Raw genomic sequence first — 24,913 nt, 5'->3', positions numbered from 1 at the left:
CCGGGTGTCAGGCGCGGTCGACGTGGACGCTGGTGGACTTCACCCGCGCTGTGGCCCGCACGCCGACGTCCAGCCCCAGCTCCTCGACCGCCTCCCGGGTCAGCAGGGACACCAGCCGGTGCGGGCCGGCCTGGATCTCCACTTGCGCCGAGACCTCGCCGAGCCGCACGGCGGTCACGATGCCCGCGAAGGAATTGCGGGCCGAGGTGTACGCCGGCTCCTCGTCGGCGGCGGCCTCCTGGGCGACCTCGACGCAGAACGCGGCGAGGTCCGGGCCGTCGACGATCCGGCGGGTGCCCACGCGGCGGGTGGGAAAGCGCTCGGCGTCCGCCCAGCGCCGGGCGGTATCGGAACTGACGCCGAGCAGCGTCGCCGCCTGGCCGATGGTGTAGGACTCCATGGACCCAGATTAGGCGGAACGCCCCGGAGCCACGACAGGGTCGCCCCGTCCCCGGACCGCCCTCAGCCCTCCGCCGCCGCGAGGGAGTCGAGCAGCTCGCGCTCCCGCCGGGGGCTGAGGCCGGACCGCCGGGTCCGGTCCAGGCCCTGCTCGCGCTCCCAGCGCAGGGTGTCGGCCAGCAGCTCGGCCCGGGGGCGGTGGCGCAGGCCCGCCGCGCGCGCCGCCGCCCCGCTCCGGGCCGACCAGCCCTCCCAGCCGGGCTCGACCACCCACATCGGCAGCGACTCGGGGCCCATGAACTCGGCCACGCCCTGCGCGAGCAGCCAATCCGAGTCGGCGGTGACCACCGGACCGGTGTGTCCCGCGACGGCGCGGGACAGCTCGATCCACTCGGCGAAGGGAACCACCGGGCCGACGGCGTCGTAGGTCCCGGTGGTTCCCTTCGCCGCGGAGTCGAGGATCCAGGCGGCGAGGTCCCGCGCGTCGACGGTCTGGGTCGCCATGGCCGGTTCGTCGGGGACCAGCACCGGCGCCAGCGGATCGGCCGCGGCGCGGGCCGCCCAGTAGCCGGTGCGGTCGCTGTGATCGCCCGGGCCACCGATGAGGCCGGCCCGTGCGATGAGGAGGCGCTCTCCCAGGGCGGCCGCCGACGCCAGCTCGCAGGCGGCCTTGGCCTCGCCGTACGACTCGCGGTCGGCCTCGCCCGCGTCGGTCGGGGCCAGCAGGGGAGTGGACTCGTCGGCGTCCATGACGGCGTGGGAGGCGTAGGCGCTGACGGAGGAGACGTAGGTCCAGTGCCGGGCGCGGCCGGCGAGCGCGCCGAGTGCCCCGCGCACGAAGCCCGGCTGCCAGGACACTTCGACGACCGCGTCCCACGTGCGGTCCAGGAGGGGCTCGTACGCGGCGGGATCGTGCCGGTCGGCGCTCACCAGCGTCGCCCCGTCCGCGACGGCTCCGCTCTCGCCGCGGGCCAGGCACGTCACCTCGTGACCGCGCTCGATTGCCTGCCGGGACAATTCCCGTCCCAGCCAGGCCGTTCCACCCAGAATCAGAATTTCCATTCCGTCAGCCAAGCACCGGGCGCGCCGGATTCCGAGGGCGGTTCGCGGACAGCGCAGGAGCAGTTGCGCGGGTGTCCGTCCATCCGGTGACCCCTTCGTCGACGAGGCCGTGGTCGACACCACGCTGGAGAAGATGGAGGCCTGGCGGCGGGTCGGCTTCCACCGCCTGTTCACGGGCGAGGACTGGAAGGGCACCGTGCGCGGCGCCCAATGGGAGCGCGACTTCGCCGAAGTGGGAGTCGAGGTCGTCTACCTCCCGTACACCGCGCACGTGTCCAGTACCACCCTGCGCAAGTCGATCCAGGTGCTGATCGACACCGGTTCCGGGCGCTGACGCCGCCGCCGTACCGTGGGCCGCGACAGCAGGCCGCAGCAGAAGGATCGACATGGACAGCGCTTTCACGAACGTCCCGCCCACCACCCTCGCCGACCTCCTGGGCCGCGAGCAGGTCATGGACATCGGCATCCGCCCGCAGTGGGACTCGCCGCGCGTCGCGGGGCCCGCCTACACGGTGCGGTGCGAGCCCGGGGACAACCTGATGCTGCACGCGGCCATCTACCGCGCCGAGCCCGGCTCGGTCGTCGTCGTGGAGTCGGGCGATCTGGACTACGCCCTGGCCGGCGGCAACGTGTGCGCCGTCGCCCGGCGCCGGGGCATCGCCGCGTTCGTGCTCGACGGGCTCGTCCGCGACATCGGCGAGATCCGCGAGGCCGGCTTCCCCGTCTTCTCCCGCGGTGTCATCCCGATCCCGGGCGGCAAGAAGAAGCTCGGCACGCTCGGTGGCGCGGTCCGCGTCGGCGGGGTGAGCGTGCACTCGGGTGACATCGTGGTCGCCGACGAGGAGGGCATCGTGGTCACCCCGGCCGCCCGCCAGGAGGAGATCCTGCGCGGGGCGCTGGCGAAGCTGGCCAAGGAGGCCGGGGAGTCGCTGGACGCCTGGGAGGAGCAGCACCGGGCCCGGATCGAGCAGGCGCTGGGCGAGCAGGGCTTCACCGGCTGAAGCCACCCCGCCCGGTCCGCCGGACTCGCCCGGACCGGGTGGTCAGGCCATCCAGAAGAACACCGCGGTCATGCGCTTGTCCTCCAGGGTGTGGCCCCAGTACCCGGTGGCGGTGTGGATGAGGTTGGCGGAGTAGAGCAGCAGGCGGTTGGCCCGGTGGGGGACCCGGAGGTCCTCGACGAAGGAGTCCGGGGCGACGAAGCGGGTGCCGAGGGCGTCGACGAGGTTGTTGTGCGGGGCCGCCACCTGATTGCCGCCGAGGGAGCCGCCCGGCAGGCTCTGGCGGTAGAAGCTGGTCCCGCAGTCCTTCGGCACCTTCGGGTTGAGGTAGAGCACCGCGGCGTACCGGCACAGAGTGCGCGAGTCGGTGTGCGGTCGCGGCTCGCACTCGCCCTCGCCGACCACCTGCACGCAGTTGTGGTTGAACGTGCCGCCCCCGGTGGGCTCCTGGGCCCAGATCCGTGCGGCTCCGGTGGCCTTGCGCACCAGCCGCTCCACGTGCGCGAGTTCGTCCGGTTCGAGCGCCGGCATGGAGCGCAGACCCGGCCAGGCCTCGGGCTTGTGGGGGTAGCCCTCGGTCCAGTCGTCCCGTGCGAGCAGGCGCTCCCGTACGGCGGCCGGATCGGGCAGTACGTTGTCCAGTTCCCAGTAGTCGCGGCCGCGGGTGGGCTTGCGGTACGGGAGGACGGGCAGGGTCGGGGGGCGTAGGGGCATGCCAGGGAAGGTAGTTGGCCTTCCCGGGCATGCTCGCCACCGAAGTGGTCAACCTTGCGTCAAGTGTTCGCCATGCGCAGGCGGCGGCCCGCCGACCGGATCAGCCGGCGTGGACGTGGGGGCGGCGGGCCCGGTCCGGTTCGGCCTCGCGGATGACCTCGCGGGTGACCGGGGCCACTTCGCCCTGGCCGAAGAGGAAGAACCGGAGGAAGTTGGCCATCGGGTTGCCCTCGGTCCACTCGAAGTAGATGTGGGGGCGCTGGCCGCTCTCGTCGCGTACGTGGAGCAGCAGCGCGGCCAGCGCGTTCGGGATGCTGGAGCTCTCCAGGGTCAGGACCCGGTAGCGGTCGTGGAGCACCTCGCCGCGCACCCGCATGCCGGATTCGAACTCGGACGCGTCCAGCACGGTGACCTCGACGAACATGACGTCGTCGGCGGCCGGGATGTCGTTGTCCCGGCGGATCTGCTCCACCTTCTCGCGGTACTCGGCCTTGTCCCGGTTGTCGGGCTCGTTGGCGATGAAGCGGATCGTGCGGTTCGCGGTGTCGCGGATGAACCGCTCCGCCATGTCGTCGAGTTCCACGTGCGTGACGCGCAGCTCGAAGACGCGGGCGAGGCGGGACAGGAGGGAGAGGGCCATGATGCCGGCGATGAAGCAGGCGCCGATCTTCACGCCGTCGGGGCGTTCGACGACGTTGACGGCGGTGGTGTAGAGCAGCACGGCGGAGATGACGCCGAAGCCGATGGTCCAGCCGCGTTCGCCCGCCCGGCGCGCCGCGATGGTCACGGCGACGGCCGCCGAGGTGATCAGGACCAGGACGCCGGTGGCGTAGGCGCCGCCCTGGGCGTCGACGTCGGCGTCGAACAGCCAGGTCACCAGGAAGGCGATGAGGGTGAAGACGATGACCATCGGGCGCAGGGCGCGGGCCCAGTGCGGGGCCATGCCGTAGCGGGGCAGGTAGCGCGGCATCAGGTTGAGCAGACCGGCCATCGCGGAGGAGCCCGCGAACCAGAGGATCAGGATCGTGGAGACGTCGTAGACGGTGCCGAAGGCGGAGCCCAGGTGCTCGTGGGCCAGGTAGGCCAGGGCTCGTCCGTTGGCCTCGCCGCCCGGTTTGAACTGGTCGGCCGGGATCAGCAGGGTGGTGATGAAGCTGGAGACGATCAGGAAGACGCTCATGATCACGGCGGCGGTGGTGAGGAGCTTCTTCGTGCCCCGGATCCGGCCCGCCGGTTTGTCGGGGGTGTCGTCGGGGTCCCCCTGGACGTGCGGCATGACCGCGACGCCCGTCTCGAACCCGGACATGCCCAGCGCGAGCTTGGGGAAGACGACGAGCGCGATGGCGATCATCATGAAGGGGTTGCCGTGCTCGGTGGTCAGCGCGCTCGACCAGTCGGTGATGACGTGGGGTTCGCTCAGCACTTGCCAGACGCCGACGGCCATGACGACCACGTTGAGGCCGAGATAGGTGGCCACCAGGACCACGGCGACGCCGATGGCCTCGCTGAAGCCCTTGAGGAACACCGCTCCGAGCAGCGCGACCAGGATCAGCGTGATCAGGACCTCGTGCCCGTGGAGGGTGGAGGTGAGGTGCGGGTTCTCCACCATGTGCGCGGTCGCGTCGGCCGCCGACAGGGTGATGGTGATGAGGAAGTCGGTGGCCGCGAACCCGAGCAGGGTCAGGACGAACAGCTTGCCCTTCCAGAACGAGAGCAGCCGCTCCAGCATCGCGATCGAGCCCTCGCCGTGCGGGCTCTCCTCCGCCACCCGCCGGTAGACGGGCAGCGCTCCCAGCAGGGTCAGGAGGACCAGCACGATCGTCGCCAGAGGGGACAGCAGCCCGGCCGCGAGCGCCGCGATGCCGGGCTGGTAGCCGAGGGTGGAGAAGTAGTCGAGGCCGGTCAGGCACATCACCCGCCACCACGGGCGGCCCTCGTGCGCGGTCTCGGCGTGCGCCTGCTGCTTGGGGCGGTCGGTGAGGCCTTCCAGCAGCCAGGCACGCAGTCGCGTGGTCGGGGTCGCGGTGGCGGGGGCCATCGTGGTGCTCCTGTCGTACAACTCGAATTCGGCCATCGGTACGACCGAGCACTGAGCGTACGGAAATCGATCATTTATGCACGCGTCCGACACAATCCTGACGTGCTCTTAACGCATCACCCCTGCTCGCCGCCGTCCTCCCGGCCGCCGGTTCCCTGCCGTGCGCCGCCGCTCTCCGGGGCGCTCAGCAGGACCTCGCGCAGCCGGGCGACCAGCGCGGAGGCGCTCTCCGGCTCGGCACCCTTGCCCGGGGTGCGGTCCTCGTCGGCCGTGAGCTCCTTGAGGTTGTCGTAGAGGACCTCGGAGTACGCCTGCTCCTTCTCCACCATGCCGCCGGGCTGGCGCAGTCCGATGGTGGCCTCGATGACCTTGCCGATCAGCGCGGTCATCGCGAAGGAGTACAGGCCCAGCACCACCGTGGCGGTGAGCTGCTTGCCCAGCAGGTCCCAGGAGCCCCCGTAGAAGAGGCCCCTGTGGCCCGTCAGGGTCCCGGTGGCGCACAGGCCGGCCATGACCATGCCGACGATGCCGCCCCAGCCGTGGATGCCGACCACGTCCAGGGTGTCGTCCACTCCGAGCCGGTACTTCCAGCTGATCGCGAACGCGCAGGTCAGCCCGGCGAGGAAGCCGATGATGCTGGCCCACACCGGGCTCACGCCGCCCGCCAGCGGGGTCATGGCGACCAGGCCGGTGACGGCGCCCATGCACATGTCGAGCAGGCCGACCCGCCGGGTGCGCCACCAGCTCGTGACCGCCCAGCCGGCCATGGCGGCGCCCGCCGCCAGCTGGCTGTTGAGGAAGGCCATCGCGGCCCCGCCCGGGGTGCCCAGGGAGGAGCCGGTGTTGAAGCCGAACCAGCCGAACCACATCAGGGACAGTCCGATGACCACGAGCGGCAGGTTGTGCGGCCGGATCTCCTGGCGCTCGAAGTCCGCCCGCTTGCCCGCGACGGTGGCGAGGGCGAGACCGGCGGCTCCCGAGCCGATCTCCACGACCGTGCCGCCGGAGAAGTCGACGGCGCCGAGCTGCTTGGCGGCCCAGCCGGCCGGGTCGAAGACCCAGTGCGCCATGGGGATGTACACCAGCAGGGTCCAGGCGATGACGAAGGCGATCCAGCCGCCCATCTTGGCGCGGCCCGCGATGGAGCCGGCGATCAGGGCGACGGTGACGACCGCGAAGGACAGGTGGAAGACCACGAAGGTGACCGTGGGCACGGAGCCGGTCAGCGATCCGGAGCCGATCCCGCGCAGGAAGGCCTGGTCGAGGGTGCCGATGACGCCGAGCCCGCCGGCGTCGGGGCCGAAGGCCAGGGAGTAGCCGATCGCGAACCAGAGCACGGTGACGATCACGATGCAGAAGAAGATCATCTTCAGCATGGCGACGATCTGGCCGGTGCGGACCATGCCGCCGTAGAAGAACGCCACGCCGGGGGCCATCAGCAGCACCAGGGCCGAGGCCATCATCAGCCAGGCGGCGTTGCCGGAGTCGGCCACCGGGGCGGCGGCCGTCGCGGAGGCAGCGGTGATCAGGTGGGCGTTCACTTGTCACGCTCTCGTCGGTCCAGCACGGATACGATCTCGGCGAGCAGCGCGGCGTCCTGCTGCTCGGCAGCCTCCGCGCCCGCACCCACCGGTACGGGCTCCCGGGACGGGCCGCCGGACTTGCCCATGTGCTCGCGGATCTGGTCGAGGGTCTCGTTGTCGTACGCGACCTCCTCCTCGCGGCCGGGTACGTTCTCGTACTCCTCGGAGGCGCGGAAGCCGACGGCCAGGTCGATCACCTTGGCGATGAGGCAGGTCATGACGAAGGCGAAGGACCCGACCGCCAGGACGCCGACCGCCTGGCGCCACAACTGGTCGAGCCCGCCCCCGTAGAACAGGCCCTTCTTGCCGCTCATCGCGGCGGTCGCGAAGAAGCCGATGGAGAGCACGCCGACGATGCCGCCCCAGCCGTGGACGCCGACCACGTCGAGGGTGTCGTCCACGCCGATCTTGTACTTCATGTTCACGGCGAAGCAGCAGACCACACCGGCGGTGAAGCCGATGATCAGCGCGCCGATCGGGGAGACCTCGCCGCAGGCCGGGGTGATGGCCACCATGCCCGCGACCGCCGCCGAGGCGACGCCCAGCATCTCCACGTGGCCCAGCCGCCACTTCTCGATGATCGGCCAGCCGATCATCGCGCCCGCGGCCGCCAGTTGCGTGTTGAAGAAGGTGGTCGGCGCACTGCCCTCGACCTGGAGGGCGGAGCCCGCGTTGAAGCCGAACCAGCCGAACCACAGCAGCGCCAGGCCGATGACGACCAGCGGCAGGTTGTGCGGGCGGATCGTCTCGCGCTCGAAGTCCTTGCGCTTGCGCAGCACGATGGCCACCGCGAGCCCCGAGGCGCCGGAGCTGAGCTCGACCGGCAGGCCGCCGGCGTAGTCGAGCGCGCCCAGGGACTTCTGGATCCAGCCGTCGGGGGCGAACACCCAGTGCGCGGTGGGCACGTAGACCAGCATCGTCCACGCGACGACGAAGACCAGCCAGCCCCTCATGGTGGCCCGGCCCGCGATCGAGCCGCTGATCAGCGCCACCGTGATGATCGCGAAGGACATCTGGAAGCAGGCGAAGATCACCGTCGGGATGGAGCCGTGCAGGGAGTCCATCCCGATGCCCTGGAAGAAGGCGTAGTCGAGATTGCCGATCATGCCGCCGCCGGCGTCCTTGCCGAAGGCGAGGGTGTAACCGACCGCGACCCACAGGATCGTCACCAGGGACAGGCAGGCGAAGCTCATCTTGAGCATCACCAGCACGTGCTTGGTTTGGACCATGCCTCCGTAGAAGAAGGCGAGTCCGGGAGTCATCAGCAGCACCATCGCGGTGCTCGCCATCATCCAGGCGGTGTTACCCGTGTCGTAGCCACTGGGCATCGTGGGGGAGATCTCTCTGGTCGTGGACGGGGGAGGGGGAGCGGCTCACTGGTCGTGGACGGGGGAGGGGGAGCGGCTCAGGTCTTGCGCAGGGCCGGGGCGGGTACGCCGATCAGCCGGCGCCGCACCGCGTCCCAGACGGCGCCCAGCGCCCGGGTCACGGCCTCGGACCGCTCGCCGAGCACCCGAACCCAGGCTCCGCAGTCCTGCGGCAGCACGCTGACTCCGTAGGGGAGTTCACGGCCGGCCAGGGTCTCGTGCAGGAGGTCGGCGAGCTCGCGGGCGGGGGCGAGCGGGCTGACCGCGAAGAAGCAGGCCATCACGGAATGGCCCGCCAGCACGGCGGGCCCGTCGACGCCGGAGCCCATGGGGGCACCGGGGCCACCGGGTTCCAGTCGTACGGTGTCCAGCGCGACCAGTTCGCCCCCGGGCCGGCGCAGCTCGAAGTCGGAGGCGAAGACCGCGTAGGCATCGCGTTCACCGCGCGCGAGCCTGCCGGACAGCACCGTCTCGCTCACCAGCACGGTGGCGGTGGGGTCGGCGGTGATCACCGTGCGCTGGTAGAAGCGGGAGTCGACGTAGGGGATGACCGGGTCCGGGAGGTACTCCACGTACGCCTGCGGCCCGGCGGTCAGGAAGGTCTGCGCGACGGCGTAGTCGTGCTCCATCCGGTAGACCTTCGTGGCCGCCTGGGTGGTGACGTGCCCCGAGGTGCCCGGGCCGAAGACCAGATCGGTGCGGAGCCGGTCGGCCTGGATGATCCCGCCGCCGGTGGACATCAGGAAGGTGATCGGCAGATCGGGGCGGTGCGGGTCGAAGTAGAGCGGCCGCATGATCTGCAGCGGGGACTTCTGGTAGTGCCGCACCAGCTCGGTCCGCCCGCCGGCCAGCTCGAAGCCCAGCTCCAGCAGACCGACCTTGCCCGGACGCCCGACGCCGAGGGTGTCCGGCACCGAAGCGTGCCGCAGGACCTCCTGGGGGACGCGCGGGGGCTCGTAGTGCGCGGGGTCCAGCCGCGCGGGCGGGGCCGGGGTGCGCGGTGGAGCCGGGGTGTGCTCCGGGACGGGGGTGTGCGGCGGGACGGGGATGCGCTCCGGGACGGGGACGCGCTCCGGGACGGAGGCGTGCGGCGGGTCCGCCACGAGGCTCACGCCGGGACCCGGCGGAAGGACTCGATGAAGGTCGCGATCTCCTCCAGGCCCTGCCCGGTCAGGCAGTTGGTCAGGACGACGGGGCGACCCTCGCGCACGTGGTGGGCGTCGCGCTCCATCACCCCGAGGTCGGCGCGCACGTACTGGGCGATGTCGATCTTGTTGATCACCAGCAGGTCGGACTCGGTGATGCCCGGACCGCGCTTGCGGGGCATCTTCTCGCCCTCGGCGGTGTCCAGCACGAAGAGGAACAGGTCGACCAGGACCGGGCTGAAGGTCAGCGTGAGGTTGTCGCCGCCCGACTCGTAGAGCAGGGTGTCGACATCGGGGAAGCGCTCCAGCATCTCGGCGCCCGCGGCGAGGTTCATCGTCGGGTCGTCGCGCACGGCGGTGTGCGGGCACGCGCCGGTCTCCACGCCCACGACCCGCTCGGGGGCGAGCAGTCCGGCCAGGGTGCGGCGAACGTGGTGGGCGTCCTCCTGCGTGTAGATGTCGTTGGTGATCACGGCGGGCCGGTGACCGCGCTCGATGAGCACCGGCACCAGGGCCTCGATCAGCGCCGTCTTGCCGGAGCCGACGGGGCCGCCGACGCCGACGCGCAGGACGTTGTCCACGTTCATGAGGAGTCACATGCCTTCTGGAGAGACGAACAGGGCGAAGGGAAATTGCGAAGCGGGAACGGCAATCAGGTGGCGAACAGCCGTGCCTCGGCCCGCTCGTGACGGCCCGACATCACATCGGCCATCGGAACGCACCCGCCGAGATCGGCGAGTTCACGGCGCCGGGCGGCGCCCGCCACTTCCTCGATGACGGGCGCGACGCCCCGCAGGACGACCTGGGCCTTGCGGTGGTCCGTGAGCCGCAGCCGCAGCGCGGCCCCGGTGAAACTCGCCGTGTACGCGAACAGGTCGCTGACCACCGCCTGTTCGGCCGGGACCCCGGCCGCCGCGTACGCGACCCCCGCGGCCACCGCCTGCGAGCCGGGAGCCCGCTTGGCGGCGACGAGCGAGGCGTACTGCTCCAGCGGCTCCCCGCCGACGCACTCGCGGGCGATGTCCAGCAACTGGCGGCCGGTACGGGTGGCCGCGCGGCGCAGCCCCTCGTTCAGCTTGGAGGCGTTCAGTCGCCGGTCGGTCTCGGCCAGCGCCTCCCAGTCCCCGGCCAGCGCCGCCCGGTGGGCCAGGGCCAGCGCCGTGGCGTCGGACGGGCCCACCGAGTGCCGCAGCAGGTCGGCCAGCAGCGACGGCAGGCCCTCCGGGGTCACGGCCTTGGCCTGGGCGTAGCCCTCCAGTCCGTGCGAGAGGGTGTAGAAGCCGCTGGGGAAGGCCGAGTCGGTCAGCTGGAGGCTGACCAGCAGGGCCTGCACGGGAGAGGCGAACGCACCCTCGGCGCGGATCACGGTGGTGCTCATGCCAGGTAGAACAGGTGGTTCAGCGGCAGTTCGCGGGCCGGCTCGATGGTGGCCGGGACCCCGTCCAGGCTGACCTTGTACGTCTCCGGGTCCACCTCGATCACGGGCAGCGCGTCGTTGCGGACCATGTGCTGCTTGCCGACCGTACGGCAGTGCCTGACCGGCAGGACCTTGCTGTCCAGGCCGAGCTTCTGCGGTACGCCGAGGTCGATCGCGGCCTGCGACATGAAGGAGACGCGGGTGGCCTGCCTCGCCTTGCCGTACGCGCCGAACATCGGCCGGTAGTACACCGGTTGCGGGGTCGGCAGCGAGGCGTTCGGGTCGCCCATCAGCGCCCAGTTGATCAGTCCGCCCTTGATGACCATCTTCGGCTTGGCGGCGAAGGAGCCGATCGGCCACAGCACGATGTCGGCGAGCTTGCCGGTCTCCAGGGAGCCGATGTGCTCGGCCGTGCCCGAGGCGATGGCCGGGTTGATCGTGATCTTCGCCAGGTAGCGCAGCACGCGGAAGTTGTCGTTGCGCTCGGTGTCGCCGTCGAGCTTGCCGCGCTGGTCCTTGCAGTGGTGCGCGGTCTGGAAGGCCCGGGTCCAGGACTCGCCGATGCGGCCCATGGCCTGCGAGTCGGAGGAGAAGATCGAGATGACCCCCTCGTCGTGCAGCACGGTCTCGGCGGCGATCGTCTCGGCGCGCACGCGGGAGTCCGCGAAGGAGACGTCCTCCGGGATGTCGTGCGACAGGTGGTGACAGACCATCACCATGTCGAGGAGCTCGTCGACCGAGTTCACCGTGTACGGCAGTGTCGGGTTGGTCGAGGACGGCAGGACGTTGGGTTCGCCCGCCACCCGCATGATGTCGGGAGCGTGGCCGCCGCCCGCGCCCTCGGTGTGGAAGGTGTGGATGGTGCGCCCGTCGATGGCGGAACGGGTGTCCTCGAAGAAGCCGGACTCGTTCAGGGTGTCGGTGTGCACCGCGACCTGCACGTCGTAGGTGTCGGCCACGTCCAGGGCCCTGCTGAGCGCGGCCGGCGTGGTGCCCCAGTCCTCGTGGACCTTCAGTCCGCAGACGCCCGCCTCGACCTGCTCGATCAGCGCCTCCGGGAGCGAGCCGTTGCCCTTGCCCAGCAGGCCGACGTTGACCGGCAGGTCCTCGACCGCCTGGTACATGCGGCCGATGTTCCACGGACCCGGCGTGCACGTGGTGCCGTTGGTGCCGTCGGAGGGGCCGGTGCCACCGCCGATCAGCGTCGTGATGCCGTTGGACAGGCCGTGCTCGGCCTGCTGGGGGGCGATGAAGTGGATGTGGGTGTCGATGCCGCCGGCCGTGGCGATCAGGTGCTCGCCCGAGATCACCTCGGTGCCGGGGCCGATGACCAGCTTGGGGTGCACCCCGGACTGCGTGTGCGGATTGCCGGCCTTGCCGAGACCCGCGATGAACCCGTCCTTGATGCCGAGGTCGCCCTTGACGACGCCGAGGACCGCGTCCATGACCACCACGTTGGTGATGACCAGGTCCAGGGCGCCCTGCAGGTTGGTGGCCTGAGGGTCCTGCGCCATGCCGTCGCGGATGCCCTTGCCGCCGCCGTAGACGGCCTCGTCGCCGTAGTGGCCCTCGTTGTGGTCCTTCTCGACCTCGACGACCAGGTTGGTGTCCGCCAGGTGGAAGCGGTCGCCGACGGTCGGCCCGAAGAGGTCGGTGTACTGCTTGCGGCTCAGCACGGCCATCAGTTCGAGCCCTTCTTGTGGGTCTTGTTCTTCTTCTTGCCGTCTTCGGCCCTGGATCCGTCACCGTCTCCGGCGCCGGCCGCGCGGGGCGCGGTCTCGGTGTGGACGTCCTCGATGCGGGCGCCCTTGAAGCCGAGCTCGACCGCCCGGCGCAGGGCGCGGATGCGGGTGTCGGTGGAGCCGAGGCCGCCGTCGACGAGCGAACTGAAGCCGATCAGCCGGCCGTGGCCGCTGTACGCGGTGAGCTCGACCTCGCGGGTGTCACCCGGCTCGAAGCGCACGCCGGTGCCCGCGGGGAGGTCGAGGTGCATGCCGTAGGCGGCGTTGCGGTCGAAGTCGAGGGCCCGGTTGACCTCGAAGAAGTGGTAGTGCGAGCCGACCTGGACCGCGCGGTCGCCCGTGTTGGACACGGTGACCTTGGCCTTGCGGCGGCCGGCGTTGATCTCTACGGAACCTTCTCCGTAGAGGTATTTGGCGCCACCGGACATGGTGGTACTTCCCTTCCTTCGGATCAGTGGGGGGAACGGCCGTGGCCGTGGCCGCCGCCGTGTGCGTGGCCGTGTGCGTGGCCGTGGCCGGGCTCGCCGTCGTGCGGGTGGCTGGGGGTGTGGCCGGTGCCGGTGCCGGTGCCGTGGGCCGGGCCGTGGTCATGACCGTGGTCGTGGTCGGCGCCCGGGCCGTGCGAGTGCGCGTACCCGTGCCCGTGCTCGGCGTCCAGGCCCCCGGCGACGCCGTCCTGCCCGTGCGAGAGCCGGTGCAGCGCCTCCTGCGCGCGGGCCCGTACGACCTGTGCGATCGCCGCGTCCGACAGCAGCGGACCGGTGTCCAGGACACCGGCCGGTACGGCGGCGGGCGCGGCGAACGCGGCCCGGACCAGGGCGACTTGCTCCGCGCCCAGGCGGCGGCAGCGCTCCACGCCCTCCGCGAGGTCCGGGTCGCCCCCGTCGAAGGCGACCTCGACCCAGCGGTGGTGACCGTACTGGCGCACCAGCCGGGCCACCCGGAAGAGATCGGCGTCCTCGAACGGTCCGGCGGCCGGCGCGGTGACCAGGACCGCGGAGGTGCCGGGCGATTCGCGGACCGCCCTGAGCGCGGCGGTACGGAGCCACGCGGTCAAGTGGTCCACGGTGGCGAAGGGCGGCGCCAGTACGACCCGCCCGTGCCCCTCTCCCCGGCCCAGCCAGCGCAGGGCGCGGGCGCACTCGGCGATCAGCCCGGGGTCGCGCCCCAGCGTCATCGGGACCACGCAGACCGGGCCGGGCGCGGCGGCGAGCGCCGCACCCACGGCGTCGGCCAGCGGCCGGCCGGCGCTCACGGCGCCGGCCGCGGCCCCGCCCTCGTGGCCGCCGGCCAGCACGACCGTGACCTCCGACTCCCGTGTGCCGTGCGGGCGTTCGGGTGCGACGGCGGCCATGGGTCAGGCGCCGACGGGGTCGTGGCAGGAGACGAGCTTGGTGCCGTCCACGAAGGCCGCCTCGACCTGGAGCAGCGGCAGCATCTCCCGTACGCCGGCCATGACATCGGCGCCGGAGACGACCTGCTTGCCGAGCTCCATGCACTCGGCGACGGTCTTCCCGTCGCGGGCGCCTTCGAGGATGCCCTCGCTGATGAGGGCGCAGGCCTCGCTGTAGTTCAGCTTGACGCCCCGGTCCCGGCGCTTGCGGGCCAGGTCGGCCACGACGTAGATCCAGAGCTTGTCCATCTCACGGGGAGCGAGATTCATCGGTCACTCACTTTCGGCTCTCAAGGTGTTCGAGGTGCGCGGAGGCAGCGGCCCGGGACGTGGTCAGGTCCGCTGCAGCCGGGGGATCTGCGGGACGGCCGCGACGAAGACGAGCGTGGTCAGGACGAACGGCCAGGTGAAGGTGTGGCCGCCGAACGGCGCGAAGAACGCGGTCATGGCGGCCGTCAGCCCGGTCGCCGCGGCGGCGCCCAGCACGGCGAAGGCGAAGCTCCAGCCGGACCGGACGACGAAGACCCCGCACAGGGCCATCGCGACGAGCACGCTGCTGTAGCCCATGAGCCCCTGCGAGACCCCGTCGGCCGGTGAACCCATCGACCAGGCAATGGCGATGGCCGTGACGCTGCCGACGCAGGCCATCGCGCCGGCGACCCGGCTGGCCACGAAGATGCCGGCGAGGAAGATCAGGCCGACGTACCACTGCGGCATGAAGAAGATCTGCCCGACGTTGGCGAAGAAGGCGTGCCAGAGCTGGCCCCAGTCCAGCGCGGTGGTTCCGTTGGCGGACTCGGGCAGCGCCGCCAGATCGGGGCCCGTGTGCCACACCCTGGAGAAGCTCGGTGCCGCGATGGTCATGACGCTCGCGATGATGCAGAACGGGGCCGTGAAGGTGGGGATGTTCCACGTGCCGAGGATCGTGGCGAGCGCCGAGGTGACGACCACGACGGTGATGCTGCCGCCGATCGCCAGCAGCAGGGTGGAGAGGTGGTCCCATCCGAGGAAGACGGCGAAGCCGAGCGAGACGAGCGTGCCGTTGAAACCGCGCAGTCCGGCCGAGACGATCTCGCGGTCGATGCCGAACGCGTAGGCGGTGGCGGTACCGACGACGGCGCCGAGGAGTCCGTAGAGGGCGTACTGCCAGCCGGCGGCGGCGAGTGCGGCGAGGAAGAAGATGCCCGTGATCGCGCTCGGCATGAAATCGACCTGGGCGACGCCCCGCAGCACTTCCTGAATGAAGCTCGCGGGTTGAGCGGGAGCCTGTCGTGCGGGCTCCGTTGCCACGGCCTGCATTTCCTTCTCCAATGCGCGAAAAGAGAGAGCCCTGAAGGGCCCGTGAATCAGTGGCGTGTCAACGACAGTACCCGTGAACCGGGCGAATTCTGCCCGGAGATGGGCGTGTCGGAATATCAGGGTGACGGCAGTGTGCTTGCGATAAATGTGTTCGTCATTCGCATGCGAATGAACGGAAAACAGGAATGCGATCCGAATGTCGGAATGTCGGAACGGTGGAATGGTGGAAGTTCGGAATGGCGGAACACCGGGAGGTGGGCGCCGCCGCCGCGCCCGGAAGGGTCATCGCCGCCGCCCCGATGGCGCGCCGTACCGGCGGGACCCGGCGCGGTGGTGTCCCGTGGCAGGGTGCGAGTCCTCGCGGGTGCCCGGTGGTGGGCCGAGCTGTCCCCGGCGGCCGGCGCCGCCGTCATGGCCGCCGGGATCCTCTCGGCCGGCCTGCGCCTGATCGGCCACGAGGCCCTGTCGATCGCCGCGCTGGCCGTCTCCGGGGCCCTGTGGATCGTACTCGCCGCCGATTTCACGGCCCGGCTGCTGGGCGACCGCGGCCGGTTCCGGGCCGAGGCCGACACCCCGGCGGCCCTCACCGCCGTGGCCGCCACGACCGTGCTCGGCGCCCGGCTCTGCACCCTCGGATGGCAGACCCTGGCCGGCGCGCTGCTCGTCCTGGCCGCCGCGCTCTGGCCCGGGCTGCTGATCGCCGTGCTGCGGCACTGGGGGCGCCGGATGCCCGGCGCGGCCTTCCTCGTCTGCGTGGCCACCCAGGGGCTCGCCGTACTGGCGGGCACCCTGTCCACCGCCACCGGCCGCGACTGGCTCGGCCGGGCCGCGCTGGTCGCCTTCGGCCTGGGTCTGCTGCTCTACGCGGAGGCCCTCGTACGCTTCGACTTCCGCGAGGTGGTCTCGGGCGCGGGCGACCACTGGGTGGCCGGCGGGGCGCTCTCCATCACCGCCCTCGCCGGATCCGGACTCACGGCGTCACCCCTGTGGACCGGAGCGGCGCACACGGGCCTGCGCACCGTCACCCTGGTGACGCTCGGGCTCTCCCTCGCCTGGTACGCCGTGCTCCTCGCCGCCGAAGCGGCCCGGCCGCGCCCCCGCTACGACATCCGGCGCTGGTCGAGCGTCTTCCCGCTCGGCATGACCGCGACCGCCTGCCTCTCCGCGGCGGCCCCGACCGGTGTGACCTGGCTGCGCCCGCTCGGCACGGTACTGCTCTGGGTGGCGGTCGGCGCATGTCTGCTGACCTGCGCGGCCTTCCTCGCGGCCCGCGAACCCCGGCAGCGGGGATGAGCGCCCGGCATGGACGGCGAGCCCCTGGCCTCCGGCCTCCGTGGGGCCCTACGGTCGCTCCCGCGCGGCCTCCCGCGCCCGGAAGCAGACCACGCAGCCCAGCAGGGCCACGGCCAGGGCCAGCGCCCACTCCGCACCATGACGCAGGGTCAGCAGTGCTCCGGCGAGCGCTCCGAGCAGCAGCGCCACGACCGTCACGAGGCGGCGTAGCGGCGCCGGACCCCACGGGTCGGCGGCAAGTCCCGTCAGCGCCCTGGTGACCACCGTCGTGGTCAGGTCGGGGACGGCGAGCCGGTGCACCACGGCGTTCTGCAGGCCCATGCCGAGCGCGAGCAGGGCGATCACGCCGGACGGTCCGCCGCCGGCCGTGGACAGGGCGAGCGCCCCGCCGACCAGCACGGTCTGAACCGCCACCAGCGGCGCGAACATCCGGGCGGCCCCGGTGGTCCGCCGCAGCCGGCCGGCGGCCGAGGCCCCGGCCAGGAAGGCACCCAGGGCCAGCAGCGAGTCCGGGGCCGACAGGGACCGGTCCCCGGCGATCGCGAAGCCGAGGAAGACCACGTTGCCCGTCATGTTGGCCACGAAGACGTGGTCGAGCCCCAGGTAGCTCACCGCGTCGACCACACCGCTGACGAACGTGAGGACGATCAGCAGCGGCGGCAGCACCCCGTGCGGCGACCGCGCACCGTCCGGCCCCGGCGGGAACAGCAGGTCGGCCAGCGGCCACAGGATCCCGCGTCGCCGTGGGCTGGGGGTCATGGGTCCCTCCGGTCATGGCGCGAGCCGGTCCGAGGCGGGTGGAAAAGGGAGTTCCGCCACCCGGGAAGGGGGCCCGCACACCCCGAAAGAGGGCGGGGCGAAAGGGGCTTCGTCCCCCGGAAACGGTAGCGGCCCCCGGCACGCGACCGAAGGAGCGACCCGCAGCGGCCGGCAGAGGGTCCAGCCATCGAATCGAGTCTCGGGGCAAGGAACTTCCATGTCGCCCGGCTCCTCCACCACCGGCTCCAGCGTGGCCCGCATGCCCGGCGGCCCCGCCCCTCCCGGCAGTGCCACCCGTGCGCTGTCAGACCCCGGGAGTAGGGTCCCGGCATGGCCTACACGTTTCAAGTGACAGTCGATTCCGCCACCCCGCACGCCCTCGCCGACTGGTGGGCCGAGGCGCTGGGCTGGGAAGTCGAGCCCAGCGACGAGGAGTTCATCCGCAGCATGATCGCCGCCGGGCGGGCGACCGAGGAGGACACCACCACCCACCGGGGCGTCCTCGTCTGGAAGGCGGGCCAGGGGATCCGCCACCCCGACGGCCTCGAACGGGCGCCCCGCGTCCTGTTCCAGCTGATCGAGGAGGCCAAGACCGGCAAGAACCGCGTCCACCTCGACGTCCGGACCGGCGGGGACGACCCGGCGGCCGTGGTCGAGCGGCTCCTCGCCAAGGGGGCGAAGCACCTGCACGACGGCCACCAGGGACCCTTCGTCTGGACCACCCTCGCCGACCCCGAGGGCAACGAGCTCTGCGTCTCCCACTGACCGGGGCCGCCCGCGCATAGGGTGGGGCCGTGAACGTCATCCTCTTCGGCGCGACCGGAATGATCGGCCGGGGCGTACTGCGCGAGTGCCTGCGCGACGACTCCGTCGAACGGGTCCTCGCCGTCGGCCGCAGCCCCCTCTCCGTCACCCACCCCAAGCTCCGCGAGCTGGTCCAGGCCGACCCGACCGACCTCTCGGCGTCCGGCCCGGACCTGGCCACGTACGACGCGTGCTTCTTCTGCCTCGGCATCTCCTCCTTCCGCATGAAGGAGGAGGAGTACCGCCGGATCACCTACGACCTGACGCTCGCCGCGGCCCGCCCGCTCGCCGCCGCCAACCCCCGGCTGACCTTCGCCTACGTCTCCGGCGAGGGCACCGACAGCACGGAGAGCGGCCGCTCCATGTGGGCCCGGGTCAAGGGGAAGACCGAGAACGACCTGCTGGAGCTCCCCTTCGAGGCGTACATGTTCCGGCCGGGAATCGTGCAGCCGGACCGCGGCACGCCCTCCAAGACCCCGCTCTACCGCGCCGCGTACGCCGTCACCGCGCCGCTCTTCCCGGTCCTGCGCCGCGTCGCGCCGAACCTCGTGACCACCACCCGGGCGCTCGGCCGCGCCATGATCGCCGTCGCCGCGGCCGGACCGGGCGACGCGGACACCCGGCGGATCCTGCGGCCCCGGGACATCAACCGGCTGGGCGGCGAAGGCGGGTAGGCGGCGAAGGCCCGGGCCGAGCCGCAGACCTGCGGCAACGGTCGGATATTCGGTTCCGTCAGACCCCTCCCGCCCCCGAGAATGAGGCATCTCGAACCGGGAGGAACCCCATGAGCCAGGACCGCCTGACTCTGCACGACCTGATGCCCGCGCAGGCGCTGACCGAGGCCATCGACGCCGGATACGTGACCCGCAAGTCGCATCCCGAGCTGCCGCTGTCCCTCTACACCTACACCCGCACCGCCCAGTACGAGCGGGTCTGGAACCAGGTCACCACGCGCTGCCGCGGCCTCGTCGCCGACGACCGCACCGGCGCGGTCGTCGCGCTGCCGCTGCCCAAGTTCTTCAACGTCGGAGAGCACGAGTCCGGTCAGCCGTACGCGCCGGCCCTGCCGGACGAGCCCTTCGAGGTGTACGACAAGGTCGACGGCAGTCTCGGGGTGGTCTTCCACTACGCGGGGAAGTGGCGGGTCGCGTCCAAGGGCTCCTTCACCAGCACCCAGGCCACCTGGGCGCAGCGCCGCCTCGACGGACGGGACACCTCCGCCCTGGTGCCCGGCACCACCTACCTCGCGGAGATCCTGTACCCGCAGAACCGCATCGTCGTGGACTACGGCGACCGGCGCGACCTCGTGCTGCTCGCCGCGTACCGCACGGACGGAGCCGAGGGCACCGAGGTGCCGCTCGGCGAGGCCGCGGTCCACTGGCAGGGCATCGGGTCCGTGGTCACCGTGTGGCCCGCCATGCCGCTCGGCGAACTGCTCGCGCTGACCGGATCCAGCACCCTGCCCGGCGGGGCCGCCGCGACCGGCACCGACGCGGAGGGCTTCGTCCTGCGCTTCGCCTCGGGCGTCCGGGCCAAGGCCAAGATCGCCGAGTACGTACGGCTGCACAAGGTGCTCACCGGCGTGACCGAGCGGGACATCTGGCGCGGCCACGGCATCCAGCGGTTCGCCGGTCTACCGGTCAAGCAGCTGGCCCAGGGGCTGAACTGCACCGTCGCCGACATCGAGGCCTCGGGCGGAAAGCCGCTCGACGCCCTGCTGGAGCAGGTGCCCGACGAGTTCGACCAGTGGGTGCGCTCGGTGATCGAACGGCTGGAGGCGCAGGCCGCGCTCCGCGAGCGCGCCATCGACGAGGCCTACGCCTCGCTCGCCCACCTGACCGGTGACCGGGGCGCGTTCGCGCGCGCCGCCAAGGAGATCCGCGACGGCGGGATCCGCGGCGCGCTGTTCCAGCGGCTCGACGGCAGGACGACCGAGCTCGTCACCTGGCGGCAGGTGCGCCCCGAGACGTCCGACCCCTTCACGAACGACGAGGAGAACTGACCCGTGTCCGAAGTCCCCGAAACCGAGACCCCCGGTCCCGAAACCGAGACCCCCGGTCCCGAAACCGAGACCCCCGGTCCCGAAACCGAGACCCCCGGTCCCGAAACCGAGACCCCCGGTCCCGAAACCGAGACCCCCGGTCCCGCGACCGAGACCCCCGCACTCCCGGTGGTCCACGTCATGACGGGGCTGCCGGCCTCCGGCAAGACCACCGCCGCGCGCGCCCTCCAGGCGGAGTCCGGCGGCCGGATGCGCCGCGTCAACCTCGACGACCTGCGGTCCATGCTCGACGTGCCGGACCCCGAGCGCGGGCGCTCGTACAAGCACGAGCAGACCGTACTGGACATCCAGGACGCGGCGGTCGGCGCGGCCGTCGAGGGCGGGTTCGACGTGGTCGTCGACAACACCCATCTGACCTCGTACATCCCCAAGCGGCTGAAGGCGGCCGTCGCGGGACGGGCCACCTTCGTCGTGCACGATTTCACCGATGTGCCCGTGGAGGAGTGCCTGCGCCGCGACGCCGCACGCGAGCGCCAGGTCGGCGGGGAGATCATCCGGATACTCGCGGAGAAGCACGCGAAGGCGCGCAAGGGAGGCTGGCGGCTCACCGCGGACTGGCTCAACGACCAGCCGGACGTGTCCCCGTACGTCGCCGACCCGGCGCTGCCCACGGCGGTCATGTGCGATATCGACGGCACCCTCGCGATGACCGGCGACCGCAACCCGTACGACTTCTCCCGCTGCGGCGCCGACACGCTCAACGCGCCGGTGCGCGACGCCCTGGACGCCTTCCGGCGGGCCGAGGGCGACGTCATCGTGCTGCTCTCGGGGCGGGGCGAGGAGTTCCGCGAGCCGACCGAGGCCTGGCTGCGGGAGCACGGGGTCCCGTACGACGAGCTGTGGATGCGGCCGGCGGGTGACACGCGCCGCGACGACATCGTGAAGGCGGAGCTGTTCAACGCCCACGTGCGCGAGCGGTACGCGGTCCGGGTGTCCCTGGACGACCGCGACCGGGTGGTGGCCATCTGGCGCCGGATGGGGCTGGCGACCTGGCAGGTCAACTACGGGGACTTCTAGCCCGTGCCCATACTGGGGTGGTGGACAAGAAGCTGATCGTGGACGGCGCCAACGTCGTCGGGTCCGTGCCGGACGGCTGGTGGCGGGACCGGCGCGGGGCCGCCGAGCGGCTGCGCGACCGGCTGGCCGAGCGGGACGAGGGCGAGGAGATCGTCCTGGTCGTCGAGGGCGCCGCCCGGGGCGTCGAGTCCGTGCCCGGCGTACGGGTGGACCCGGCACCCGGGAGCGGCGACGACCGCATCGTGGAGCTGGTGGCCGCCTGCGCGGACCCCGGCGCGTGCGTGGTGGTCACGGCGGACCGGGAACTGCGCGAGCGGGTACGGGCGTACGGTGCGCGGTGCGTGGGACCGCGCACCGTACGCCCGCAGGCGTGAGGAGCCGGCCCCGGGGGGCCGGCCCGGACGCTGCTAGCGGCAGTACTTCACTTCGCCGTAGGCCTTGATGTAGCGGGCCGAGACCCAGCGGTCCTTGCGGTCCTTCGCGGCGGCGGTCTTGGTGCCCTTGGCGGCCTTCGGGGTCATCCCGCCGCCGTCCATGCCGTCCTTCTCCTCGCCGTCGAGCAGGTACCAGGTCTTGTTCCCGTCGACCCGCTCACCGTGCTTCTTGCACTCGATGGCGACCTTCTCGTGCGAGTGCAGCTTGCCGAGCTTGTACGAGTGGGTGGTCGGCTTGCTGCGCACCGTGAGCGGGCCGCGCGAGGTGACGACGCCGCGGACGTGCTTGTCCTTGTCGGACCCGTCGGGGCGGGTGAGTCCGTCGGAGTCCTGCTCGTCGTCCACGACGGTCTCCCGGCCCGGGTTGTCGTGCCTCGGGCCATCGTCCGCGACAGCCGAACCCGCCCCCACCAGGCCGAGCACCAGACTTCCGGCGGCGAGTGCGAGGATGGTCCTGGTGGGCTTCAGCATGAGCCGGCTCCTCCGAGAAGATGTCCGCCCGGCCGCGGAACGCGGCGCGGGATGGCAACCAGGCGGTCGCCACGGACGACTATGGCGACGGCGGACCGTGCAGCCCGGTTGACGCACCGTGATTTAGCCCGATATGCCCAATGTGCGGGGTGCGGGGTGCGGGGCGATCGGGCGGGGGAGCGGCCGGGACGTAGGGCCATCCGGGCGAGCCGGCCGCCAGGGCCGTGGAGCCGAGGTCCCGGAGCCCGGGCCGCGGAGCCCCGGGCCGCGGAGCCTGGGTCGTGCCACGCCGGGGCCGTGCCCGCCCCCGAACGGGCACGGCCGCGTGGCGGGCCCCGGGGGGATCGGGCCACTGCCGGTTGGGACCGGCTCAAGGAAATCTACGGGCGCCGGGGTGCCGCTCTCGCCCATCCACGGGTTGAACTGCGGCTACCGCCACGGGTGGTAACCCTGTACAACCAGGGGTGTACACAAGGGGGTTTGACGTGCAGCTGTCCGCACATCCGGCGGTCATCCGGTTCCGCGCCGCGCGATCGGTCATCGTCGAGATCGTGTGGGCCGTCGGCTCGCTCTGGATATCGGCGAGCGTGCTCGCCAAGACGCCCTATCCCAACGGCCACTGGCGGGACGCCGATCCCCTCGCCTACTGGCTGCTCGCCGCCGTGTACCTGCCGTTCGTCCTGCGCCGCCGCTACCCCGTGCCCGTCCTGGTGAGCACGGCGATCTGCATCGGCACCTATTTCACCCTCGGCTACTACCACGTTCCCGCCGTCTGCGGGATGTTCCTGGCCCTCTACACCGTGGCCTCCCTGCGCCCCCGCCGCGTCTCCGTCCGCTGCGGAGCCGCCTCGCTGCTGGTGCTGCTCTGGGGAACCCGGCTCGCCGAGCCCGGACTCGGCCCGCTCAGCGTCGGCTTCGTCACCGTGACGACCACCGTCTGCTGGGTGGCCGGGGACGGTTCCCGCCGGCTGCGCGAGCTGACGCGCCAACTGCGCCTCGAGCAGGAGGAGAAGGCCCGCCGGGCCGTCGTCGCGGAGCGCATCCAGATCGCCCGTGAACTGCACGACGTCATCGCGCACCACGTATCGGTGATCTCCGTGCAGACCGGGCTCGCCGGGTACGTGTTCTCCTCCGACCCGCCCACCGCCCGCCGGGCCCTGGACACCATCGGCGCCAGCGCCCACGAAGCCCTGGCCGAGATGCGCCGGATGCTGGTCGTGCTCCGGGAGGACGGGACCGCGCCGGCCGAGGAGGCGCCCCCCGGGGTCTCGGGGCTGGGCCGCCTCGACGACCTGGTGCGCCGGGTCGGCGCGGCGGGGGTGCCGGTCGACGTCACCATCACGGGAACGGCGTACGCCCTGCCGCCCGGGATCGACCTGTGCGCGTACCGCGTGGTCCAGGAGGCGCTGACGAACGTGCTCAAGCACGCCCCGACGGCCCACACCACGGTCCGCGTGCACTACGCCGAGGACGAGGTCCGTGTCCGGGTCAAGGACGACGGCCGCGGTGACGGCCCGACGGGCTCCGCGGGTCCCTCCGGCGGCTCCGGCCAGGGACTGGTCGGCATGCGCGAACGGGCGAAGATCTACCACGGCACCGTGACCGCCGAGCGTGCTCCCGAGGGTGGCTTCGAGGTCAGCCTGAGAGTCCCCGTCCCGAGGATCGTCCATGACGCCTGAAGAACTCCCGGAACCCGGAGAACATCCCGGTACCGGAGAACATCCCGCCCCCGGAGAACAACGTGATGGAGTGATCGAGCTGCTGCGCGTCCTGGTCGTCGACGACCAGTTCCTGATCCGGTCCGGACTGACCGCGCTGCTCACCGCCGCCCCCGGCTACGAGGTCGTCGGCGAGGCCGAGGACGGGGAGGCGGCGGTGCGGCTGGCCGCGGCCACCCGCCCCGACGTGATCCTCATGGACATCCGGATGCCCGGAATCGACGGGATCACCGCCACCGAGCGGATCCTGGCCGCCGCCGGGCCGGGCCCGCGCCCCAAGGTGCTCATGCTGACGACCTTCGACTCCGACGAGTACGTCTTCCGGGCCCTTCGGGTGGGGGCGGGTGGTTTCCTCTTCAAGGACACTCCGCCCGACCGGCTGCTCGCCGCCATCGCCACCGTGCACGCCGGCGAGATGCTGTTCAGCTCCGGCGCCCTGCGGGGGCTCGTCGACACCTACGCCGCCCCGGCGGCCGCCCGCACCCCGCGCCCCGGCCTGGACACCCTGACCCCGCGCGAGCGGGAGATCCTCGGTCTGGTCGGGGCGGGCCTGTCCAACGCGGACATCGCCGACCGTCTCGTACTCAGCGCCGCCACCGTCAAGACGCACGTCCACCGGTGCATGAGCAAGCTCAAGCTGGCCAGCAGGGCGCAGGCCGTGGTCGTGGCCCACGAGTGCGGGCTCGCCGCCAGGCTGCCCTGACCCGCTCCGGATGCGGGTACCGCCCGGCGCCGCCAGAGTGGAGCCCATGGGTATCGAAGATTACGGCGGCGGCCCCGGCGCGCAGCAGACCGGCGTCATGGTCGTGACGACGAACGACGTCCCCGGCTTCCGGGTCGAGCAGGTCATCGGCGAGGTCTTCGGCCTCACCGTGCGCTCCCGGCACCTGGGCAGCCAGATCGGCGCGGGTCTGAAGTCGATGATCGGCGGCGAGCTGAAGGGCCTCACCAAGACCTTGGTGGAGACCCGCAACCAGGCCATGGAGCGCCTCATCGAACAGGCGAAGGCCCGCGGCGCGAACGCCGTGCTGATGATGCGCTTCGACGTGACCGACGCCGCCGACGTCGGCACGGAGGTCTGCGCCTACGGCACGGCGGTCGTCCTGGTCCCGGCGAGCACCTGACGCCCCGCCGCCCCGCCGACCCGTCCCCCTCCCCGTGGTCCGTGCCTCCTAGGCCGGACCATGTGACCCAC

The 24,913-nt window shown here is 71.9% G+C and carries 27 protein-coding genes; 11 read left to right on the top strand and 16 right to left on the bottom strand.

What is annotated here, in order from left to right; genetic code table 11:
- Window positions 1-7 precede the first annotated feature (7 nt).
- Window positions 8-400 carry a molybdopterin-binding protein gene (locus OG904_RS00980; protein ID WP_405486334.1) on the bottom strand — a complete coding sequence of 131 codons (393 nt, stop codon included), beginning with the start codon at window positions 398-400 and terminating at the stop codon, window positions 8-10.
- Window positions 401-462: 62 nt separating this feature from the next.
- Window positions 463-1,461 carry an NAD-dependent epimerase/dehydratase family protein gene (locus OG904_RS00975; RefSeq protein WP_405486332.1) on the bottom strand — a complete coding sequence of 333 codons (999 nt, stop codon included), beginning with the start codon at window positions 1,459-1,461 and terminating at the stop codon, window positions 463-465.
- Window positions 1,462-1,570: 109 nt separating this feature from the next.
- Here OG904_RS00975 and OG904_RS00970 point away from each other — a divergent pair, with 109 nt between their 5' ends.
- Together OG904_RS00970 and OG904_RS00965 are read left to right on the top strand one after the other, a co-directional pair.
- Window positions 1,571-1,795 carry a hypothetical protein gene (locus OG904_RS00970; RefSeq protein WP_405486330.1) on the top strand — a complete coding sequence of 75 codons (225 nt, stop codon included), beginning with the start codon at window positions 1,571-1,573 and terminating at the stop codon, window positions 1,793-1,795.
- 52 nt (window positions 1,796-1,847) lie between these two features.
- Entirely contained in the window at window positions 1,848-2,462 is a 615-nt protein-coding gene (locus OG904_RS00965) for an RraA family protein (RefSeq protein ID WP_405486328.1), read from the top strand.
- Between the two features lie 42 nt (window positions 2,463-2,504).
- Here OG904_RS00965 and OG904_RS00960 read toward each other — a convergent pair whose 3' ends face one another.
- From OG904_RS00960 to OG904_RS00905, 12 genes are all read right to left on the bottom strand, one after another.
- Entirely contained in the window at window positions 2,505-3,176 is a 672-nt protein-coding gene (locus OG904_RS00960; protein WP_405486326.1) for a DUF6445 family protein, read from the bottom strand.
- 100 nt (window positions 3,177-3,276) lie between these two features.
- Window positions 3,277-5,214, bottom strand: a complete 1,938-nt coding sequence (locus OG904_RS00955; RefSeq protein WP_405497682.1) for an amino acid transporter — start codon at window positions 5,212-5,214, stop codon at window positions 3,277-3,279.
- Between the two features lie 116 nt (window positions 5,215-5,330).
- On the bottom strand, window positions 5,331-6,755 hold the full coding sequence (locus OG904_RS00950) for an ammonium transporter (protein WP_405486324.1): 1,425 nt from the start codon (window positions 6,753-6,755) through the stop codon (window positions 5,331-5,333).
- Entirely contained in the window at window positions 6,752-8,125 is a 1,374-nt protein-coding gene (locus OG904_RS00945) for an ammonium transporter (RefSeq protein WP_405486322.1), read from the bottom strand. Before OG904_RS00945 ends, OG904_RS00950 begins: the two co-directional genes overlap by 4 nt.
- Window positions 8,126-8,202: 77 nt before the next feature.
- Complete coding sequence (locus OG904_RS00940; RefSeq protein WP_405497680.1) at window positions 8,203-9,213, bottom strand: urease accessory protein UreD; 1,011 nt, start codon at window positions 9,211-9,213, stop codon at window positions 8,203-8,205.
- Window positions 9,214-9,272: 59 nt separating this feature from the next.
- Entirely contained in the window at window positions 9,273-9,896 is a 624-nt protein-coding gene (ureG, locus tag OG904_RS00935) for an urease accessory protein UreG (protein WP_405486320.1), read from the bottom strand.
- A 65-nt stretch (window positions 9,897-9,961) separates the two neighbouring features.
- A complete protein-coding gene (locus OG904_RS00930; protein WP_405486318.1) occupies window positions 9,962-10,687 on the bottom strand; it encodes an urease accessory protein UreF in 726 nt (241 codons plus the stop codon).
- On the bottom strand, window positions 10,684-12,408 hold the full coding sequence (gene ureC, locus OG904_RS00925) for an urease subunit alpha (protein WP_405486316.1): 1,725 nt from the start codon (window positions 12,406-12,408) through the stop codon (window positions 10,684-10,686). The genes OG904_RS00930 and ureC overlap by 4 nt, the downstream gene beginning before the upstream one ends.
- Window positions 12,408-12,896, bottom strand: a complete 489-nt coding sequence (locus OG904_RS00920) for an urease subunit beta (protein WP_328302493.1) — start codon at window positions 12,894-12,896, stop codon at window positions 12,408-12,410. Before OG904_RS00920 ends, ureC begins: the two co-directional genes overlap by 1 nt.
- Before the next feature lie 23 nt (window positions 12,897-12,919).
- On the bottom strand, window positions 12,920-13,822 hold the full coding sequence (locus tag OG904_RS00915) for a sirohydrochlorin chelatase (RefSeq protein ID WP_405486313.1): 903 nt from the start codon (window positions 13,820-13,822) through the stop codon (window positions 12,920-12,922).
- Between the two features lie 3 nt (window positions 13,823-13,825).
- Complete coding sequence (locus OG904_RS00910) at window positions 13,826-14,131, bottom strand: urease subunit gamma (protein WP_405486311.1); 306 nt, start codon at window positions 14,129-14,131, stop codon at window positions 13,826-13,828.
- A gap of 63 nt (window positions 14,132-14,194) precedes the next feature.
- Window positions 14,195-15,160, bottom strand: a complete 966-nt coding sequence (locus OG904_RS00905; protein ID WP_405486309.1) for an urea transporter — start codon at window positions 15,158-15,160, stop codon at window positions 14,195-14,197.
- Between the two features lie 348 nt (window positions 15,161-15,508).
- Between OG904_RS00905 and OG904_RS00900 the strand changes: the two genes are divergently transcribed.
- The gene (locus OG904_RS00900; protein ID WP_405486307.1) at window positions 15,509-16,453 is read left to right on the top strand and encodes a tellurite resistance/C4-dicarboxylate transporter family protein; all 945 of its coding nucleotides are present in this window, start codon (window positions 15,509-15,511) and stop codon (window positions 16,451-16,453) included.
- Window positions 16,454-16,501: 48 nt separating this feature from the next.
- On the opposite strand, the gene OG904_RS00895 is transcribed toward OG904_RS00900, so the two are convergent.
- A complete protein-coding gene (locus OG904_RS00895; RefSeq protein WP_405486305.1) occupies window positions 16,502-17,212 on the bottom strand; it encodes a YoaK family protein in 711 nt (236 codons plus the stop codon).
- Between the two features lie 348 nt (window positions 17,213-17,560).
- Here OG904_RS00895 and OG904_RS00890 point away from each other — a divergent pair, with 348 nt between their 5' ends.
- From OG904_RS00890 to OG904_RS00870, 5 genes are all read left to right on the top strand, one after another.
- Window positions 17,561-17,977 carry a VOC family protein gene (locus OG904_RS00890; protein WP_405486303.1) on the top strand — a complete coding sequence of 139 codons (417 nt, stop codon included), beginning with the start codon at window positions 17,561-17,563 and terminating at the stop codon, window positions 17,975-17,977.
- Window positions 17,978-18,006: 29 nt separating this feature from the next.
- A complete protein-coding gene (locus tag OG904_RS00885; protein ID WP_405486301.1) occupies window positions 18,007-18,690 on the top strand; it encodes an epimerase in 684 nt (227 codons plus the stop codon).
- 110 nt (window positions 18,691-18,800) lie between these two features.
- Window positions 18,801-20,018: an RNA ligase gene (locus OG904_RS00880; protein WP_405486299.1), complete on the top strand. Its 1,218-nt coding sequence runs from the start codon at window positions 18,801-18,803 to the stop codon at window positions 20,016-20,018.
- Between the two features lie 3 nt (window positions 20,019-20,021).
- Window positions 20,022-21,095, top strand: coding sequence for an AAA family ATPase (locus tag OG904_RS00875; protein WP_405486297.1), 1,074 nt, complete (start codon window positions 20,022-20,024; stop codon window positions 21,093-21,095).
- A gap of 20 nt (window positions 21,096-21,115) precedes the next feature.
- On the top strand, window positions 21,116-21,469 hold the full coding sequence (locus tag OG904_RS00870; protein WP_405486295.1) for an NTP pyrophosphohydrolase: 354 nt from the start codon (window positions 21,116-21,118) through the stop codon (window positions 21,467-21,469).
- A 33-nt stretch (window positions 21,470-21,502) separates the two neighbouring features.
- On the opposite strand, the gene OG904_RS00865 is transcribed toward OG904_RS00870, so the two are convergent.
- Complete coding sequence (locus OG904_RS00865; protein WP_405486293.1) at window positions 21,503-22,000, bottom strand: hypothetical protein; 498 nt, start codon at window positions 21,998-22,000, stop codon at window positions 21,503-21,505.
- Window positions 22,001-22,485: 485 nt separating this feature from the next.
- Between OG904_RS00865 and OG904_RS00860 the strand changes: the two genes are divergently transcribed.
- The 3 genes from OG904_RS00860 (at window position 22,486) to OG904_RS00850 (ending at window position 24,842) form a co-directional block, all read left to right on the top strand.
- Window positions 22,486-23,679 carry a sensor histidine kinase gene (locus OG904_RS00860; RefSeq protein WP_405486291.1) on the top strand — a complete coding sequence of 398 codons (1,194 nt, stop codon included), beginning with the start codon at window positions 22,486-22,488 and terminating at the stop codon, window positions 23,677-23,679.
- Window positions 23,680-23,758: 79 nt separating this feature from the next.
- Window positions 23,759-24,421: a response regulator gene (locus tag OG904_RS00855; RefSeq protein WP_405497678.1), complete on the top strand. Its 663-nt coding sequence runs from the start codon at window positions 23,759-23,761 to the stop codon at window positions 24,419-24,421.
- A 46-nt stretch (window positions 24,422-24,467) separates the two neighbouring features.
- Window positions 24,468-24,842 (top strand): YbjQ family protein, encoded by a 375-nt coding sequence (locus OG904_RS00850; RefSeq protein WP_405486288.1) that lies wholly within the window; start codon window positions 24,468-24,470, stop codon window positions 24,840-24,842.
- Window positions 24,843-24,913 lie beyond the last annotated feature (71 nt).

The sequence above is a fragment of the Streptomyces sp. NBC_00096 genome (genome assembly GCF_045041305.1).
GTDB lineage: Bacteria > Actinomycetota > Actinomycetes > Streptomycetales > Streptomycetaceae > Streptomyces.
This window is presented reverse-complemented; position numbering and strand designations above follow the sequence as displayed.